Raw genomic sequence first — 13,469 nt, 5'->3', positions numbered from 1 at the left:
TTGGGAACACAAGCAAGAATGGCTAAGGTATTCGCGATAGCGAACCAGAAGGGTGGTGTGGGCAAAACCACCACCTGCATCAACCTCGCAGCATCCCTGGTCGCGACCAAGCGCCGGGTGTTGTTGATCGATCTCGATCCACAGGGCAACGCCACCATGGGTAGCGGTGTGGATAAACATGGCCTGGAAAACTCGGTCTACGACCTGCTGATCGGCGAATGCGATCTGGCCCAGGCCATGCACTTCTCGGAACATGGCGGTTATCAACTGCTGCCGGCCAACCGGGATCTGACGGCGGCCGAAGTGGTGCTGCTGGAGATGCAGATGAAGGAAAGCCGTCTGCGCAGCGCGCTGGCGCCGATCCGTGAAAACTACGATTACATTTTGATCGACTGCCCGCCGTCGCTGTCGATGCTCACCCTGAACGCACTGGTCGCTGCTGACGGGGTGATTATCCCCATGCAGTGCGAATATTTTGCGCTCGAAGGCTTGAGCGACCTTGTGGATAACATCAAGCGCATCGCCGAACTGCTGAACCCCAACCTCAAGGTCGAAGGTTTGCTGCGCACCATGTACGACCCGCGGCTGAGTCTGATGAACGATGTTTCGGCGCAGCTCAAGGAACACTTTGGCGAACAGCTGTACGACACAGTGATCCCGCGCAACATCCGTCTGGCCGAAGCGCCGAGCTACGGTATGCCGGCACTGGCCTACGACAAGCAATCGCGCGGCGCGCTGGCCTATCTGGCCCTGGCGGGCGAAATGGTTCGCCGTCAGCGCAAAAATTCACGCATCGCCGCTGCCCAGCCAACTTAAGGAATCCCCATGGCCGTCAAGAAACGAGGTCTCGGACGTGGACTGGATGCACTGCTGAGTGGTCCGACCGTCAGCGCGCTGGAAGAACAGGCGGCGCAGGCCGATACCCGTGAACTGCAACACCTGCCTCTGGATCTGCTGCAGCGCGGCAAATACCAGCCACGCCGCGACATGGACCCGCAGGCACTGGAAGAGCTGGCGTCGTCGATCAAGGCGCAAGGCGTGATGCAGCCGATCGTGGTGCGCCCGATTGGCGGCGGCCGCTTCGAAATCATCGCCGGTGAACGCCGCTGGCGCGCCAGCCAGCAGGCCGGCCAGGAAACCATCCCGGCGATGGTCCGTGATGTGCCGGATGAAACCGCGATCGCCATTGCGCTGATCGAGAACATCCAGCGTGAAGACCTGAACCCGATCGAAGAAGCCGTCGCCTTGCAGCGTCTGCAGCAGGAATTCCAGCTCACACAACAACAGGTGGCCGAGGCTGTGGGTAAGTCCCGCGTGACTGTGGCTAACCTGTTGCGACTTATTGCACTGCCGGAAGTCATCAAGACCATGCTGTCCCACGGTGACCTGGAAATGGGTCATGCCCGTGCTTTGCTCGGTCTGCCGGACAATCAGCAGGTGGAAGGGGCGCGACATGTTGTCGCACGCGGCCTGACTGTGCGCCAAACTGAGGCACTGGTTCGCCAGTGGTTGAGTGGCAAACCGGAGCCTGTGGAAGCGGCCAAACCCGACCCGGATATCGCCCGGCTCGAACAGCGTCTGGCCGAGCGCCTAGGCTCTGCGGTGCAGATCCGCCACGGGAAGAAGGGAAAAGGTCAGTTGGTGATCGGTTACAACTCCCTCGATGAGCTTCAAGGTGTGCTCGCACACATCCGCTGAAACATTTCCTCATGTAGCGCGCAGTCGGAAATCACTACCTGACAGTTGAATAGGGGCAGAACCGCCCCTATACTCTGCGCGCATTTTGTCGGCACAAATTATGCCAAGTTATTGAATTTCGGCAGCCGGCCATTGGAGAGCAAACGTGATGGAAACCCGCAAGCCAAACCGCCTGCCGTTCCATCGCCTGGCGGTTTTTCCGGTGTTGATGGCTCAATTTGTCATTTTGCTCATTGCCGCTTTGGCGCTCTGGCAATGGCATGGAGTCGTTGCCGGATACTCGGGACTTTGCGGAGGCCTGATAGCCTTGCTGCCCAATGTTTATTTCGCTCACAAGGCATTTCGGTTTTCCGGCGCCCGAGCAGCCCAGTCCATCGTCCGGTCATTTTATGCCGGCGAGGCAGGCAAACTGATTTTGACGGCAGTGCTGTTTGCACTGGTGTTTGCAGGTGTGAAGCCATTGGCGCCGATCGCAGTATTCGGCGCTTTCGTGCTGACTCAGTCGGTCAGCTGGTTCGCTCCCCTGCTGATGAGAACAAGACTTTCGAGACCTTAGGGCGTTTGAGGCAACCATGGCAGAAACAACCGCTTCGGGCTATATCCAGCACCACTTGCAGAACCTGACCTTCGGTCAGCTACCTAACGGCGGCTGGGGCTTTGCCCATTCCGCAGCAGAAGCCAAGGAAATGGGCTTCTGGGCTTTCCACGTCGATACCCTCGGCTGGTCGGTCGCGCTGGGTCTGATCTTCGTTTTCCTTTTCCGCATGGCGGCAAAGAAAGCGACTTCGGGTCAGCCGGGTGCTTTGCAGAACTTCGTTGAAGTATTGGTCGAATTCGTCGATGGCAGCGTGAAAGACAGCTTCCATGGCCGGAGCCCGGTGATTGCACCGCTGGCACTAACCATCTTCGTCTGGGTGTTCCTGATGAACGCCGTCGACCTGGTACCGGTCGACTGGATTCCTCAGCTGGCCATCCTGATCTCCGGTGACCACCACATCCCGTTCCGCGCCGTGTCGACCACTGACCCGAACGCGACCCTGGGCATGGCGTTCTCGGTTTTCGCACTGATCATTTTCTACAGCATCAAGGTCAAGGGCATCGGCGGTTTCATCGGCGAACTCACCCTGCACCCGTTCGGCAGCAAGAACATCTTCGTTCAGGCCCTGCTGATCCCGGTGAACTTCCTGCTGGAATTCGTGACCCTGATCGCCAAGCCGATCTCTCTGGCCCTGCGTCTGTTCGGCAACATGTATGCCGGCGAGCTGGTGTTCATTCTGATCGCTGTGATGTTCGGCAGCGGTCTGCTCTGGCTGAGCGGCCTGGGCGTTGTTCTGCAGTGGGCGTGGGCTGTGTTCCACATCCTGATCATTACCCTGCAGGCGTTCATCTTCATGATGCTGACCATCGTCTACCTGTCGATGGCGCACGAAGAAAACCATTAAGAGCAGCCTCGGCTGATCTGATGTCCCTCCCGGTCAAACGGGAGGGGGCTCTTAACCGGGCCTCTGAAACGATTTGTTTTACCGCTTTAATCTAAAAAACCTAAACCATACGACGTAAAAGTCGGGAGGAAAGATGGAAACTGTAGTTGGTCTAACCGCTATCGCTGTTGCACTGTTGATCGGCCTGGGCGCACTGGGTACCGCAATTGGTTTCGGCCTGCTGGGCGGCAAGTTCCTGGAAGGCGCAGCGCGTCAGCCAGAAATGGTTCCAATGCTGCAAGTTAAAATGTTCATCGTTGCCGGTCTGCTCGACGCCGTAACCATGATCGGTGTTGGTATCGCTCTGTTCTTCACCTTTGCGAACCCGTTCGTTGGTCAGATCGCTGGCTAATTACCCGGATTCTTCCGAGTAATTTGATGTGATGGACAACGTAACTGCGAGGTGTTGGCGTGAACATTAATGCGACCCTGATTGGCCAGTCCGTTGCGTTCCTGATTTTTGTACTGTTCTGCATGAAGTTCGTATGGCCTCCGGTCATTGCGGCACTGCACGAACGTCAAAAGAAGATCGCTGATGGTCTGGACGCTGCCAGCCGAGCAGCTCGCGACCTGGAGTTGGCCCAAGAGAAAGCGGGTCAGCAACTGCGCGAAGCGAAAGCTCAGGCAGCTGAAATCATCGAGCAAGCCAAGAAACGCGGTAACCAGATCGTTGAAGAGGCTGTTGAAAAAGCCCGTATCGACGCTGACCGTGTGAAGGTTCAGGCTCAAGCCGAGATCGAACAGGAACTGAACAGTGTCAAAGACAAGCTGCGCGCCCAAGTGGGCTTGCTGGCTGTCGGCGGCGCCGAGAAGATCCTGGGTGCCACAATCGATCAAAACGCGCACGCAGAGCTGGTTAACCAACTGGCTGCTGAAATCTAAGCGAGGGCGATCATGGCAGAACTGACCACGTTGGCCCGACCTTACGCTAAGGCGGCCTTCGAGCACGCTCAGGCCCACCAGCAACTGGCCAATTGGTCAGCCATGCTCGGCCTGGCAGCAGCGGTGTCGCAAGACGACACCATGCAGCGCGTGCTCAAGGCCCCGCGACTGACGAGCGCAGAAAAGGCCGCCACGTTCATTGACGTGTGCGGCGACAAGTTCGATGCCAAGGCACAGAATTTCATCAATGTCGTTGCCGAAAACGACCGTCTCCCGCTTCTGCCGGAGATCGCCGCTCTTTTCGACCTGTACAAGGCCGAACAAGAGAAATCGGTAGACGTTGAAGTGACCAGTGCTTTTGCATTGAACCAAGAACAGCAAGACAAACTCGCCAAGGTTCTCAGTGCACGACTCAACCGGGAAGTGCGCCTGCAAGTTGCGGAGGATGCTGCCCTTATAGGTGGTGTCGTTATCCGCGCCGGCGACCTGGTTATCGATGGCTCGATTCGCGGCAAAATCGCGAAACTTGCCGAAGCATTGAAATCTTGAGTTTGAAGGGGCAGCAGAGCAATGCAGCAACTCAATCCTTCCGAAATAAGTGAAATTATCAAGGGCCGCATCGAAAAGCTCGATGTGACCTCCCAAGCCCGTAACGAAGGCACTGTCGTCAGCGTATCTGACGGCATCGTGCGGATTCACGGTCTGGCCGACGTCATGTACGGCGAGATGATCGAGTTTCCGGGCGGCGTCTACGGTATGGCCCTCAACCTGGAGCAAGACTCCGTAGGTGCCGTTGTACTGGGCGCATACACCAGTCTGGCTGAAGGCATGAGCGCCAAGTGCACCGGCCGCATCCTCGAAGTTCCGGTAGGTAAGGAACTGCTGGGTCGCGTAGTCGACGCACTGGGTAACCCTGTTGACGGCAAAGGTCCACTGGGCAACACCGAGACCGACGCGGTCGAGAAAGTTGCACCGGGCGTGATCTGGCGTAAGTCGGTAGACCAGCCTGTACAGACTGGCTACAAGGCTGTCGATGCCATGATCCCTGTCGGCCGTGGCCAGCGTGAGCTGATCATCGGTGACCGTCAGATCGGTAAAACCGCTCTGGCGATCGACGCGATCATCAACCAGAAAGACAGCGGCATTTTCTGCGTCTACGTGGCAATCGGTCAGAAGCAATCGACCATCGCCAACGTGGTTCGCAAGCTGGAAGAAAACGGTGCACTGGCTAACACCATCATCGTTGCAGCGAGCGCTTCGGAATCTGCAGCACTGCAATTCCTGGCTCCGTACTCCGGTTGCACCATGGGTGAATTCTTCCGCGACCGCGGTGAAGACGCGCTGATCGTTTATGACGATCTGTCCAAGCAAGCAGTGGCTTACCGCCAGATTTCCCTGCTGCTGCGCCGTCCACCAGGCCGTGAAGCTTACCCAGGCGACGTGTTCTATCTCCACTCCCGTCTGCTGGAGCGCGCATCCCGCGTTTCGGAAGAGTACGTAGAGAAGTTCACCAACGGCGCAGTGACCGGCAAAACCGGTTCCCTGACCGCACTGCCGATCATCGAAACCCAGGCTGGCGACGTTTCCGCGTTCGTTCCGACCAACGTGATTTCCATCACCGACGGTCAGATCTTCCTGGAATCGGCCATGTTCAACTCGGGCATCCGCCCTGCAGTGAACGCCGGTGTTTCGGTATCCCGTGTGGGTGGTGCCGCTCAGACCAAGATCATCAAGAAGCTGTCCGGTGGTATCCGTACCGCTCTGGCTCAGTACCGTGAACTGGCGGCATTCGCCCAGTTCGCTTCTGACCTGGACGAAGCGACCCGCAAGCAACTTGAGCATGGTCAGCGCGTTACCGAGCTGATGAAGCAGAAGCAATACGCACCGATGTCGATCGCTGACATGGCGCTGTCGCTGTATGCCGCTGAGCGTGGGTTCCTGACTGACATTGAAATCGCCAAGATCGGCAGCTTCGAACAAGCGCTGATTGCTTTCTTCAACCGCGATCACGCCGATTTGATGGCCAAGATCAACGTTAAAGGTGACTTCAATGACGAAATCGACGCTGGCCTCAAAGCCGGTATCGAGAAGTTCAAGGCCACCCAAACCTGGTAAGCCGCAGCGGGAGCCGCAAGGCTCCCGCTTGCTAACCTGATAGGTGTTACATGGCAGGCGCAAAAGAGATTCGCAGTAAGATTGCGAGCATCAAAAGCACGCAAAAAATTACCAGCGCCATGGAAAAAGTGGCGGTCAGCAAAATGCGCAAGGCACAAATGCGCATGGCTGCTAGCCGTCCTTATGCGGAACGTATCCGCCAGGTAATTGGGCATCTGGCCAACGCCAACCCGGAATACCGCCACCCGTTCATGATCGACCGTGAAGTAAAGCGCGTCGGTTATGTCGTAGTGAGCAGTGACCGTGGTCTGTGCGGCGGCTTGAACACCAACCTGTTCAAGGCCCTGGTCAAGGACATGGCGGTAAACCGCGAAAACGGCGTCGAGATTGATCTGTGTGTTGTTGGTAGCAAGGGTGCGGCCTTTTTCCGCAACTTCGGCGGTAACGTCGTTGCAGCTATCAGCCACCTGGGTGAAGAGCCGTCGATCAATGATCTGATCGGCAGCGTCAAGGTGATGCTGGATGCCTACCTGGACGGCCGTATTGACCGCCTGTCCGTGGTATCCAACAAGTTCATCAACACCATGACGCAACAGCCTACCGTGGAGCAGTTGATTCCACTGGTGGCGACCCCGGATCAAGAACTCAAGCACCACTGGGACTACCTCTACGAACCAGACGCCAAAGAGCTGCTAGACGGCTTGATGGTGCGCTACGTGGAGTCGCAGGTGTACCAGGCGGTGGTCGAGAACAACGCGGCCGAACAAGCTGCGCGGATGATCGCGATGAAGAACGCTACCGACAACGCCGGTGATTTGATCAGCGATTTGCAGCTGATCTACAACAAGGCGCGTCAGGCTGCGATCACCCAAGAGATCTCGGAAATCGTCGGCGGCGCTGCCGCGGTTTAACGGTTCAAATATTCAGAGGATCCAGCTATGAGTAGCGGACGTATCGTTCAAATCATCGGCGCCGTTATCGACGTGGAATTCCCACGCGACAGCGTACCGAGCATCTACGACGCCTTGAAGGTTCAAGGCGCCGAAACCACTCTGGAAGTTCAGCAGCAGCTGGGCGACGGCGTGGTACGTACCATTGCGATGGGCTCGACCGAAGGCTTGAAGCGCGGTCTGGACGTCAACAACACTGGCGCAGCCATCTCCGTACCGGTCGGTAAAGCGACTCTGGGCCGGATCATGGACGTACTGGGCAACCCGATCGACGAAGCTGGCCCGATCGGCGAAGAAGAGCGCTGGGGTATCCACCGCGCCGCTCCTTCCTTCGCTGAACAAGCTGGCGGCAATGAGCTGCTGGAAACCGGCATCAAGGTTATCGACCTGGTTTGCCCGTTCGCCAAGGGCGGTAAAGTCGGTCTGTTCGGTGGTGCCGGTGTAGGCAAAACCGTAAACATGATGGAACTGATCCGTAACATCGCCATCGAGCACAGCGGTTATTCCGTGTTCGCCGGTGTGGGTGAGCGTACTCGTGAGGGTAACGACTTCTACCACGAGATGAAGGACTCCAACGTTCTGGACAAAGTGGCCCTGGTTTACGGTCAGATGAACGAGCCGCCGGGAAACCGTCTGCGCGTAGCACTGACCGGCCTGACCATGGCCGAGAAGTTCCGTGACGAAGGTAACGACGTTCTGCTGTTCGTCGACAACATCTATCGTTACACCCTGGCCGGTACTGAAGTATCCGCACTGCTGGGCCGTATGCCTTCGGCAGTAGGTTACCAGCCGACTCTGGCTGAAGAGATGGGCGTGCTGCAAGAGCGCATCACTTCGACCAAGCAAGGTTCGATTACTTCGATCCAGGCGGTATACGTACCTGCGGACGACTTGACTGACCCGTCGCCAGCGACCACCTTCGCCCACTTGGACGCCACCGTCGTTCTGTCCCGTGACATCGCTTCCCTGGGTATCTACCCAGCGGTAGACCCACTGGACTCGACTTCGCGTCAGCTGGATCCGAACGTGATCGGCAACGACCACTACGAAACCGCTCGCGGTGTTCAGTACGTGCTGCAGCGCTACAAAGAGCTGAAGGACATCATTGCGATCCTGGGTATGGACGAGCTGTCGGAAGCCGACAAGCAGTTGGTAAACCGTGCTCGTAAGATCCAGCGCTTCTTGTCGCAGCCGTTCTTCGTGGCTGAAGTCTTCACCGGTGCTTCGGGTAAATACGTTTCCCTGAAAGACACCATTGCTGGCTTCAAAGGCATCCTCAACGGTGACTACGACCACCTGCCAGAACAAGCGTTCTACATGGTTGGCGGCATCGAAGAAGCGATCGAGAAAGCCAAGAAACTGTAATCCCGGCGCCCGGCAACGGGCGCTAATTTAGGTTGAGGCAATCAGATGGCTATGACAGTCCATTGCGATATCGTCAGCGCGGAAGGGGAAATCTTTTCCGGCCTGGTCGAGATGGTGATTGCGCACGGTGCACTGGGTGATCTTGGTATCGCTCTGGGTCACGCGCCGCTGATCACTAATCTGAAGCCAGGTCCGATCCGCCTGATCAAGCAAGGCGGGGAAGCCGAGGTGTTCTACATCTCCGGTGGTTTCCTCGAGGTTCAGCCGAACATGGTCAAGGTGCTTGCCGATACCGTGCAACGTGCCGCCGACCTGGATGAAGCTCAGGCTCAAGCAGCCCTCAAGGCTGCCGAAGCTGCTCTGCACGAGAAGAGCGCAGATTTCGATTACGGAGCTGCGTCCGCACGTCTGGCCGAGGCTGCAGCTCAGCTGCGCACCGTCCAGCAGATCCGCAAGAAGTTTGGCGGTTAATCCGTCAGCCACTTGTTGTGCGATTGATAAAAAAGGGTAGCCTCGGCTACCCTTTTTTCTTTTCCGATTTTTACAACCCGGTCGCAGTTGCTGACCGCCCAGGATTGGTAGCCAGTATGTCTCTCGAAATCGTTATTCTCGCGGCCGGTCAAGGCACCCGTATGCGTTCGGCGTTGCCCAAAGTGCTGCACCCGGTTGCCGGCAACTCCATGCTTGGGCATGTTATCCACAGTGCACGGCAGCTCGATCCACAGCGCATTCATGTGGTGATCGGCCACGGTGCCGACGTGGTGCGCGAACGTCTGGCGGCTGACGACCTGAATTTCGTCCTGCAGGACAAGCAATTGGGCACTGGACATGCCACGGCTCAAGCGGTCCCGTTCATCAGTGCTGAAACCGTACTGATCCTTTACGGTGACGTGCCGTTGATAGAAGTCGAAACCCTGCAGCGTCTGCTCAAGCACGTCGTACCGGGGCAGATGGGCCTGCTGACCGTTGAGCTGGAAGACCCGACCGGTTACGGCCGCATCGTGCGCGGGGCTGACGGCAAGGTCGCTGCCATCGTCGAACACAAAGATGCCAGCGAAGCCCAGCGCGCGATCACTGAAGGCAACACCGGCATCCTCGCTGTCCCGGCCAATCGCCTGGCCGACTGGATGAGCCGCCTGTCAAACAACAACGCGCAAGGCGAGTACTACCTGACCGACGTGATCGAAATGGCGGTTAACGATGGTCTGGTGGTGGCCACCGAGCAGCCGCACGACCCGATGGAAGTGCAAGGCGCCAATGATCGCAAGCAACTGTCGGAACTGGAGCGGCATTACCAGTTGCGCGCCGGCCGCCGCCTGATGGCGCAAGGCGTGACCCTGCGAGATCCTGCGCGTTTCGATGTGCGGGGCGAAGTCACCGTCGGTCGCGATGTGCTGATCGACGTCAACGTGATTCTCGAAGGCAAGGTTGTCATCGAGGACGACGTGGTAATCGGCCCGAACTGCGTGATCAAGGACAGCACCCTGCGCAAAGGCGTGGTGATCAAAGCCAACAGCCACATCGAAGGTGCGGTGCTGGGTGAAGGCAGCGATGCCGGTCCGTTCGCCCGTTTGCGTCCGGGCACTATTCTGGAAGCGCGCGCGCATGTGGGTAACTTTGTCGAACTGAAAAACGCGCGCATGGGCGAGGGCGCCAAGGCCGGGCACCTGACCTACCTGGGCGACGCGGAAATCGGCGCACGGACCAACATTGGCGCCGGCACCATCACCTGTAACTACGATGGCGCCAACAAATGGAAAACCGTGTTGGGCGAGGATGTATTCATCGGCTCCAACAACTCGTTGGTCGCGCCTGTGGATATCTCGTCCGGGGCAACCACTGCGGCTGGCTCGACCATTACCCAGAATGTGGCTAACGCGCAGTTGGCGGTGGGTCGGGCGCGGCAGAAGAATATCGACGGCTGGAAGCGGCCGGAGAAGATCAAGAAGAGCTGAGTTATCCACAGCTGCTTTTAGATCAAAAGATCGCAGCCTTCGGCAGCTCCTATAGAGGATGCCGGGGGCTGCGATTTTTTTATGGCCTGAGCTTGACGATTGAACGGCAATAGGTTTTGATTGCTTACGTTATCTTTCGAAACGAAACTTAAGCTGCCATGTCGAAACGTAATACACCCCAGCGCCGCCACAACATTCTCGCCTTGCTCAATGAGCAGGGCGAAGTCAGTGTGGATGAACTGGCCAAGCGCTTCGAAACTTCGGAAGTTACGATCCGCAAGGATCTGGCAGCACTTGAGAGCCATGGTCTGTTGCTGCGTCGTTACGGCGGGGCGATCACCATGCCGCAGGAGCTGGTCGCTGAACCCGGCCAGAGCGTTTCGAAATACAAACAGGCGATTGCCCGCGCTGCCGTCAAACGCATTCGCGAGCACGCCCGCATCATCATCGACAGCGGCAGTACCACCGCCGCCATGATTCCCGAGCTGGGCCAGCAGCCGGGTCTGGTCGTCATGACCAATTCCCTGCATGTCGCCAACGCTTTGAGCGAACTCGAGCACGAGCCGGTGCTGCTAATGACCGGCGGTACCTGGGATCCGCATTCGGAGTCCTTCCAGGGCCAGGTGGCCGAGCAGGTACTACGCTCTTACGACTTCGACCAGTTGTTTATCGGCGCCGATGGCATCGATCTGGTGCGCGGTACCACCACATTCAACGAGTTGCTCGGTTTGAGCCGGGTGATGGCGGAAGTGGCGCGGGAAGTGATCGTGATGGTCGAGGCCGACAAGATCGGCCGCAAGATCCCCAACCTGGAGCTGCCGTGGAGCAGCGTCCATACCCTCATTACCGATGATCGCCTGCCACAAGAGGCCCGCGATCAGATTCAGGCCCGCGGTATCACCGTGATTTGCGCGGCTGTCAGTCAGGAGAAATAAGCATGTGTGGAATTGTCGGCGCAGTTGCTGAACGTAATATCACCGCCATCCTGCTCGAAGGCCTCAAGCGCCTTGAATACCGCGGCTATGACAGCGCCGGTGTAGCGGTTTTCACCAACGACGCAAAGCTCGAGCGCATGCGTCGTCCGGGCAAGGTCAGCGAACTGGAAACCGCGCTGGCCGAACAGCCGCTGGCCGGCCGTCTCGGTATCGCCCACACCCGTTGGGCCACCCACGGTGCCCCTTGCGAACGTAACGCGCACCCGCATTTTTCCGGCGATATCGCCGTGGTGCACAACGGCATTATCGAGAATCACGAAGCTCTGCGTGAGCAACTGAAAGCGCTGGGTTACGTGTTCACTTCGGACACCGACACCGAAGTCATCGCGCACCTGCTGAGCCACAAACTCAAGGATCAGCCTGACCTGACCGTTGCGCTGAAAGCTACGGTCAAAGAGCTGCACGGTGCCTACGGTCTGGCCGTGATCAACGCACAACAGCCGGATCGTCTGGTCGCCGCGCGCAGTGGCAGCCCGTTGGTGATTGGTCTGGGCCTGGGTGAGAACTTCCTCGCGTCCGACCAGTTGGCCCTGCGCCAGGTCACTGACCGCTTCATGTACCTGGAAGAAGGCGATATCGCCGAAATTCGCCGCGATACCGTGCAGATCTGGGACGTCAACGGCAACGCCGTCGAGCGCCAGACCGTGCAGTACAGCGATGGCGCCGAAGCCGCCGACAAGGGCGAATTCCGTCATTACATGCTCAAGGAAATCCACGAGCAACCGTCCGTAGTTCAACGCACCCTCGAAGGTCGCCTGAGCAACAATCAGGTGCTGGTGCAGGCCTTCGGTCCACAGGCTGCCGAATTGTTCGCCAAAGTGCGCAATGTGCAGATCGTCGCCTGCGGTACCAGTTACCACGCCGGCATGGTCGCGCGTTACTGGCTCGAAGAACTGGCGGGTATCCCGTGCCAGGTCGAAGTCGCCAGCGAATTCCGCTACCGCAAGGTGGTGGTGCAGCCGGATACCCTGTTCGTCACCATCTCGCAGTCCGGCGAAACTGCCGACACCCTGGCCGCGCTGCGCAACGCCAAAGAGCTGGGCTTCCTGGCCAGCCTGGCAATCTGCAATGTGGGCATCAGTTCGCTGGTGCGTGAGTCCGACCTGACTTTGCTGACCCAGGCCGGTCGCGAAATCGGTGTGGCTTCGACCAAGGCATTCACCACGCAACTGGTCGGCCTGTTGCTGCTGACCCTTTCGCTGGGTCAGGTACGCGGCACGCTGGGTAAAGACATCGAGGCCACGCTGGTGGAAGAGTTGCGTCGCCTGCCAACCCGTCTGGGCGAAGCGCTGGCCATGGACAGCACGGTGGAAAAAATCGCCGAACTGTTTGCCGAGAAGAACCACACCCTGTTCCTCGGTCGTGGCGCGCAATTCCCGGTGGCAATGGAAGGCGCCCTGAAGCTCAAGGAAATCTCTTACATCCACGCCGAAGCCTACCCGGCCGGTGAGCTGAAGCACGGCCCGTTGGCGCTTGTGGATAACGACATGCCGGTGGTCACCGTGGCGCCGAATAACGAACTGCTGGAGAAGCTCAAGTCCAACCTGCAGGAAGTCCGCGCCCGTGGTGGTGAACTGATCGTGTTCGCCGACGAGAAAGCCGGGATGACCAATGGCGAAGGCACCCACGTGGTGCAGATGCCGCACATCCACGACATCCTTTCGCCGATCTTGTACACCGTCCCGCTGCAACTGCTGTCGTACTACGTCGCCGTGCTCAAGGGCACCGACGTCGATCAGCCGCGCAACCTGGCGAAGTCGGTGACGGTGGAATAAGTTATCCACAGCTGACGTTGACCCTGGCTTTGAACAATAAAGATTGACACAAAACAATAAAGTTTGACACTCATGAACATAGATTGACACAAGGCTCAAACCCCCGTATCTACGGGGGTTTTTCCTTTCCAGGCTTTCCCTTTGGTCTGGATTCATCGCTTCAACTCTCTGCGGGTGTAGTCTAGAAAATGCTTTGAATATGGCCGCTACGGCGGTCGTGTTCTTCTACGACTTTTCTCGGCGTGAGGTGAAG

The 13,469-nt window shown here is 58.0% G+C and carries 14 protein-coding genes; all 14 read left to right on the top strand.

Annotated features, from left to right (window positions below; genetic code table 11):
* Positions 1 to 18 precede the first annotated feature (18 nt).
* The 14 genes from HXW87_RS04025 to glmS all read left to right on the top strand — a co-directional run bounded on the left by HXW87_RS04025 (position 19) and on the right by glmS (position 13,216).
* Positions 19 to 816, top strand: a complete 798-nt coding sequence (locus HXW87_RS04025) for a ParA family protein (protein ID WP_041073588.1) — start codon at positions 19 to 21, stop codon at positions 814 to 816.
* A gap of 9 nt (positions 817 to 825) precedes the next feature.
* Positions 826 to 1,698: a ParB/RepB/Spo0J family partition protein gene (locus HXW87_RS04020; RefSeq protein WP_041073587.1), complete on the top strand. Its 873-nt coding sequence runs from the start codon at positions 826 to 828 to the stop codon at positions 1,696 to 1,698.
* Between the two features lie 148 nt (positions 1,699 to 1,846).
* Positions 1,847 to 2,254: a F0F1 ATP synthase subunit I gene (locus HXW87_RS04015; protein ID WP_003229783.1), complete on the top strand. Its 408-nt coding sequence runs from the start codon at positions 1,847 to 1,849 to the stop codon at positions 2,252 to 2,254.
* A 16-nt stretch (positions 2,255 to 2,270) separates the two neighbouring features.
* Positions 2,271 to 3,140 carry a F0F1 ATP synthase subunit A gene (atpB, locus tag HXW87_RS04010; RefSeq protein WP_047297389.1) on the top strand — a complete coding sequence of 290 codons (870 nt, stop codon included), beginning with the start codon at positions 2,271 to 2,273 and terminating at the stop codon, positions 3,138 to 3,140.
* Positions 3,141 to 3,273: 133 nt separating this feature from the next.
* Positions 3,274 to 3,531, top strand: a complete 258-nt coding sequence (gene atpE, locus HXW87_RS04005) for a F0F1 ATP synthase subunit C (RefSeq protein ID WP_003097235.1) — start codon at positions 3,274 to 3,276, stop codon at positions 3,529 to 3,531.
* Positions 3,532 to 3,590: 59 nt separating this feature from the next.
* Positions 3,591 to 4,061 carry a F0F1 ATP synthase subunit B gene (locus HXW87_RS04000; RefSeq protein WP_011336718.1) on the top strand — a complete coding sequence of 157 codons (471 nt, stop codon included), beginning with the start codon at positions 3,591 to 3,593 and terminating at the stop codon, positions 4,059 to 4,061.
* Positions 4,062 to 4,073: 12 nt separating this feature from the next.
* Positions 4,074 to 4,610, top strand: a complete 537-nt coding sequence (locus HXW87_RS03995) for a F0F1 ATP synthase subunit delta (protein ID WP_007911956.1) — start codon at positions 4,074 to 4,076, stop codon at positions 4,608 to 4,610.
* 21 nt (positions 4,611 to 4,631) lie between these two features.
* Entirely contained in the window at positions 4,632 to 6,176 is a 1,545-nt protein-coding gene (gene atpA, locus HXW87_RS03990; RefSeq protein ID WP_041073579.1) for a F0F1 ATP synthase subunit alpha, read from the top strand.
* 50 nt (positions 6,177 to 6,226) lie between these two features.
* Positions 6,227 to 7,087, top strand: a complete 861-nt coding sequence (atpG, locus tag HXW87_RS03985; protein WP_007954161.1) for a F0F1 ATP synthase subunit gamma — start codon at positions 6,227 to 6,229, stop codon at positions 7,085 to 7,087.
* 27 nt (positions 7,088 to 7,114) lie between these two features.
* Positions 7,115 to 8,491 (top strand): F0F1 ATP synthase subunit beta, encoded by a 1,377-nt coding sequence (gene atpD, locus HXW87_RS03980; protein ID WP_007954162.1) that lies wholly within the window; start codon positions 7,115 to 7,117, stop codon positions 8,489 to 8,491.
* Between the two features lie 45 nt (positions 8,492 to 8,536).
* Positions 8,537 to 8,962: a F0F1 ATP synthase subunit epsilon gene (locus HXW87_RS03975; RefSeq protein WP_007954164.1), complete on the top strand. Its 426-nt coding sequence runs from the start codon at positions 8,537 to 8,539 to the stop codon at positions 8,960 to 8,962.
* Between the two features lie 116 nt (positions 8,963 to 9,078).
* Complete coding sequence (gene glmU, locus HXW87_RS03970; RefSeq protein ID WP_239778451.1) at positions 9,079 to 10,446, top strand: bifunctional UDP-N-acetylglucosamine diphosphorylase/glucosamine-1-phosphate N-acetyltransferase GlmU; 1,368 nt, start codon at positions 9,079 to 9,081, stop codon at positions 10,444 to 10,446.
* Between the two features lie 158 nt (positions 10,447 to 10,604).
* A complete protein-coding gene (locus HXW87_RS03965; protein WP_047297387.1) occupies positions 10,605 to 11,381 on the top strand; it encodes a DeoR family transcriptional regulator in 777 nt (258 codons plus the stop codon).
* Positions 11,382 to 11,383: 2 nt separating this feature from the next.
* Entirely contained in the window at positions 11,384 to 13,216 is a 1,833-nt protein-coding gene (glmS, locus tag HXW87_RS03960; RefSeq protein WP_239778450.1) for a glutamine--fructose-6-phosphate transaminase (isomerizing), read from the top strand.
* Positions 13,217 to 13,469 lie beyond the last annotated feature (253 nt).

Source organism: Pseudomonas sp. Y5-11 (genome assembly GCF_022368695.1).
Classification (GTDB): domain Bacteria; phylum Pseudomonadota; class Gammaproteobacteria; order Pseudomonadales; family Pseudomonadaceae; genus Aquipseudomonas; species Aquipseudomonas parakoreensis.
The sequence above is the reverse complement of the archived record's forward strand: the minus strand, read 5'-3'. Positions and strand labels throughout refer to the sequence as shown.

Bases quoted from the DNA above. Each gene is read 5' to 3' on its own strand.
- HXW87_RS04025 (WP_041073588.1), top strand. From the start codon at position 19: ATGGCTAAGGTATTCGCGATAGCGAACCAGAAGGGTGGTGTGGGCAAA.
- HXW87_RS04020 (WP_041073587.1), top strand. From the start codon at position 826: ATGGCCGTCAAGAAACGAGGTCTCGGACGTGGACTGGATGCACTGCTG.
- HXW87_RS04015 (WP_003229783.1), top strand. From the start codon at position 1,847: ATGGAAACCCGCAAGCCAAACCGCCTGCCGTTCCATCGCCTGGCGGTT.
- atpB (WP_047297389.1), top strand. From the start codon at position 2,271: ATGGCAGAAACAACCGCTTCGGGCTATATCCAGCACCACTTGCAGAAC.
- atpE (WP_003097235.1), top strand. From the start codon at position 3,274: ATGGAAACTGTAGTTGGTCTAACCGCTATCGCTGTTGCACTGTTGATC.
- HXW87_RS03995 (WP_007911956.1), top strand. From the start codon at position 4,074: ATGGCAGAACTGACCACGTTGGCCCGACCTTACGCTAAGGCGGCCTTC.
- atpA (WP_041073579.1), top strand. From the start codon at position 4,632: ATGCAGCAACTCAATCCTTCCGAAATAAGTGAAATTATCAAGGGCCGC.
- atpG (WP_007954161.1), top strand. From the start codon at position 6,227: ATGGCAGGCGCAAAAGAGATTCGCAGTAAGATTGCGAGCATCAAAAGC.
- atpD (WP_007954162.1), top strand. From the start codon at position 7,115: ATGAGTAGCGGACGTATCGTTCAAATCATCGGCGCCGTTATCGACGTG.
- HXW87_RS03975 (WP_007954164.1), top strand. From the start codon at position 8,537: ATGGCTATGACAGTCCATTGCGATATCGTCAGCGCGGAAGGGGAAATC.
- glmU (WP_239778451.1), top strand. From the start codon at position 9,079: ATGTCTCTCGAAATCGTTATTCTCGCGGCCGGTCAAGGCACCCGTATG.
- HXW87_RS03965 (WP_047297387.1), top strand. From the start codon at position 10,605: ATGTCGAAACGTAATACACCCCAGCGCCGCCACAACATTCTCGCCTTG.
- glmS (WP_239778450.1), top strand. From the start codon at position 11,384: ATGTGTGGAATTGTCGGCGCAGTTGCTGAACGTAATATCACCGCCATC.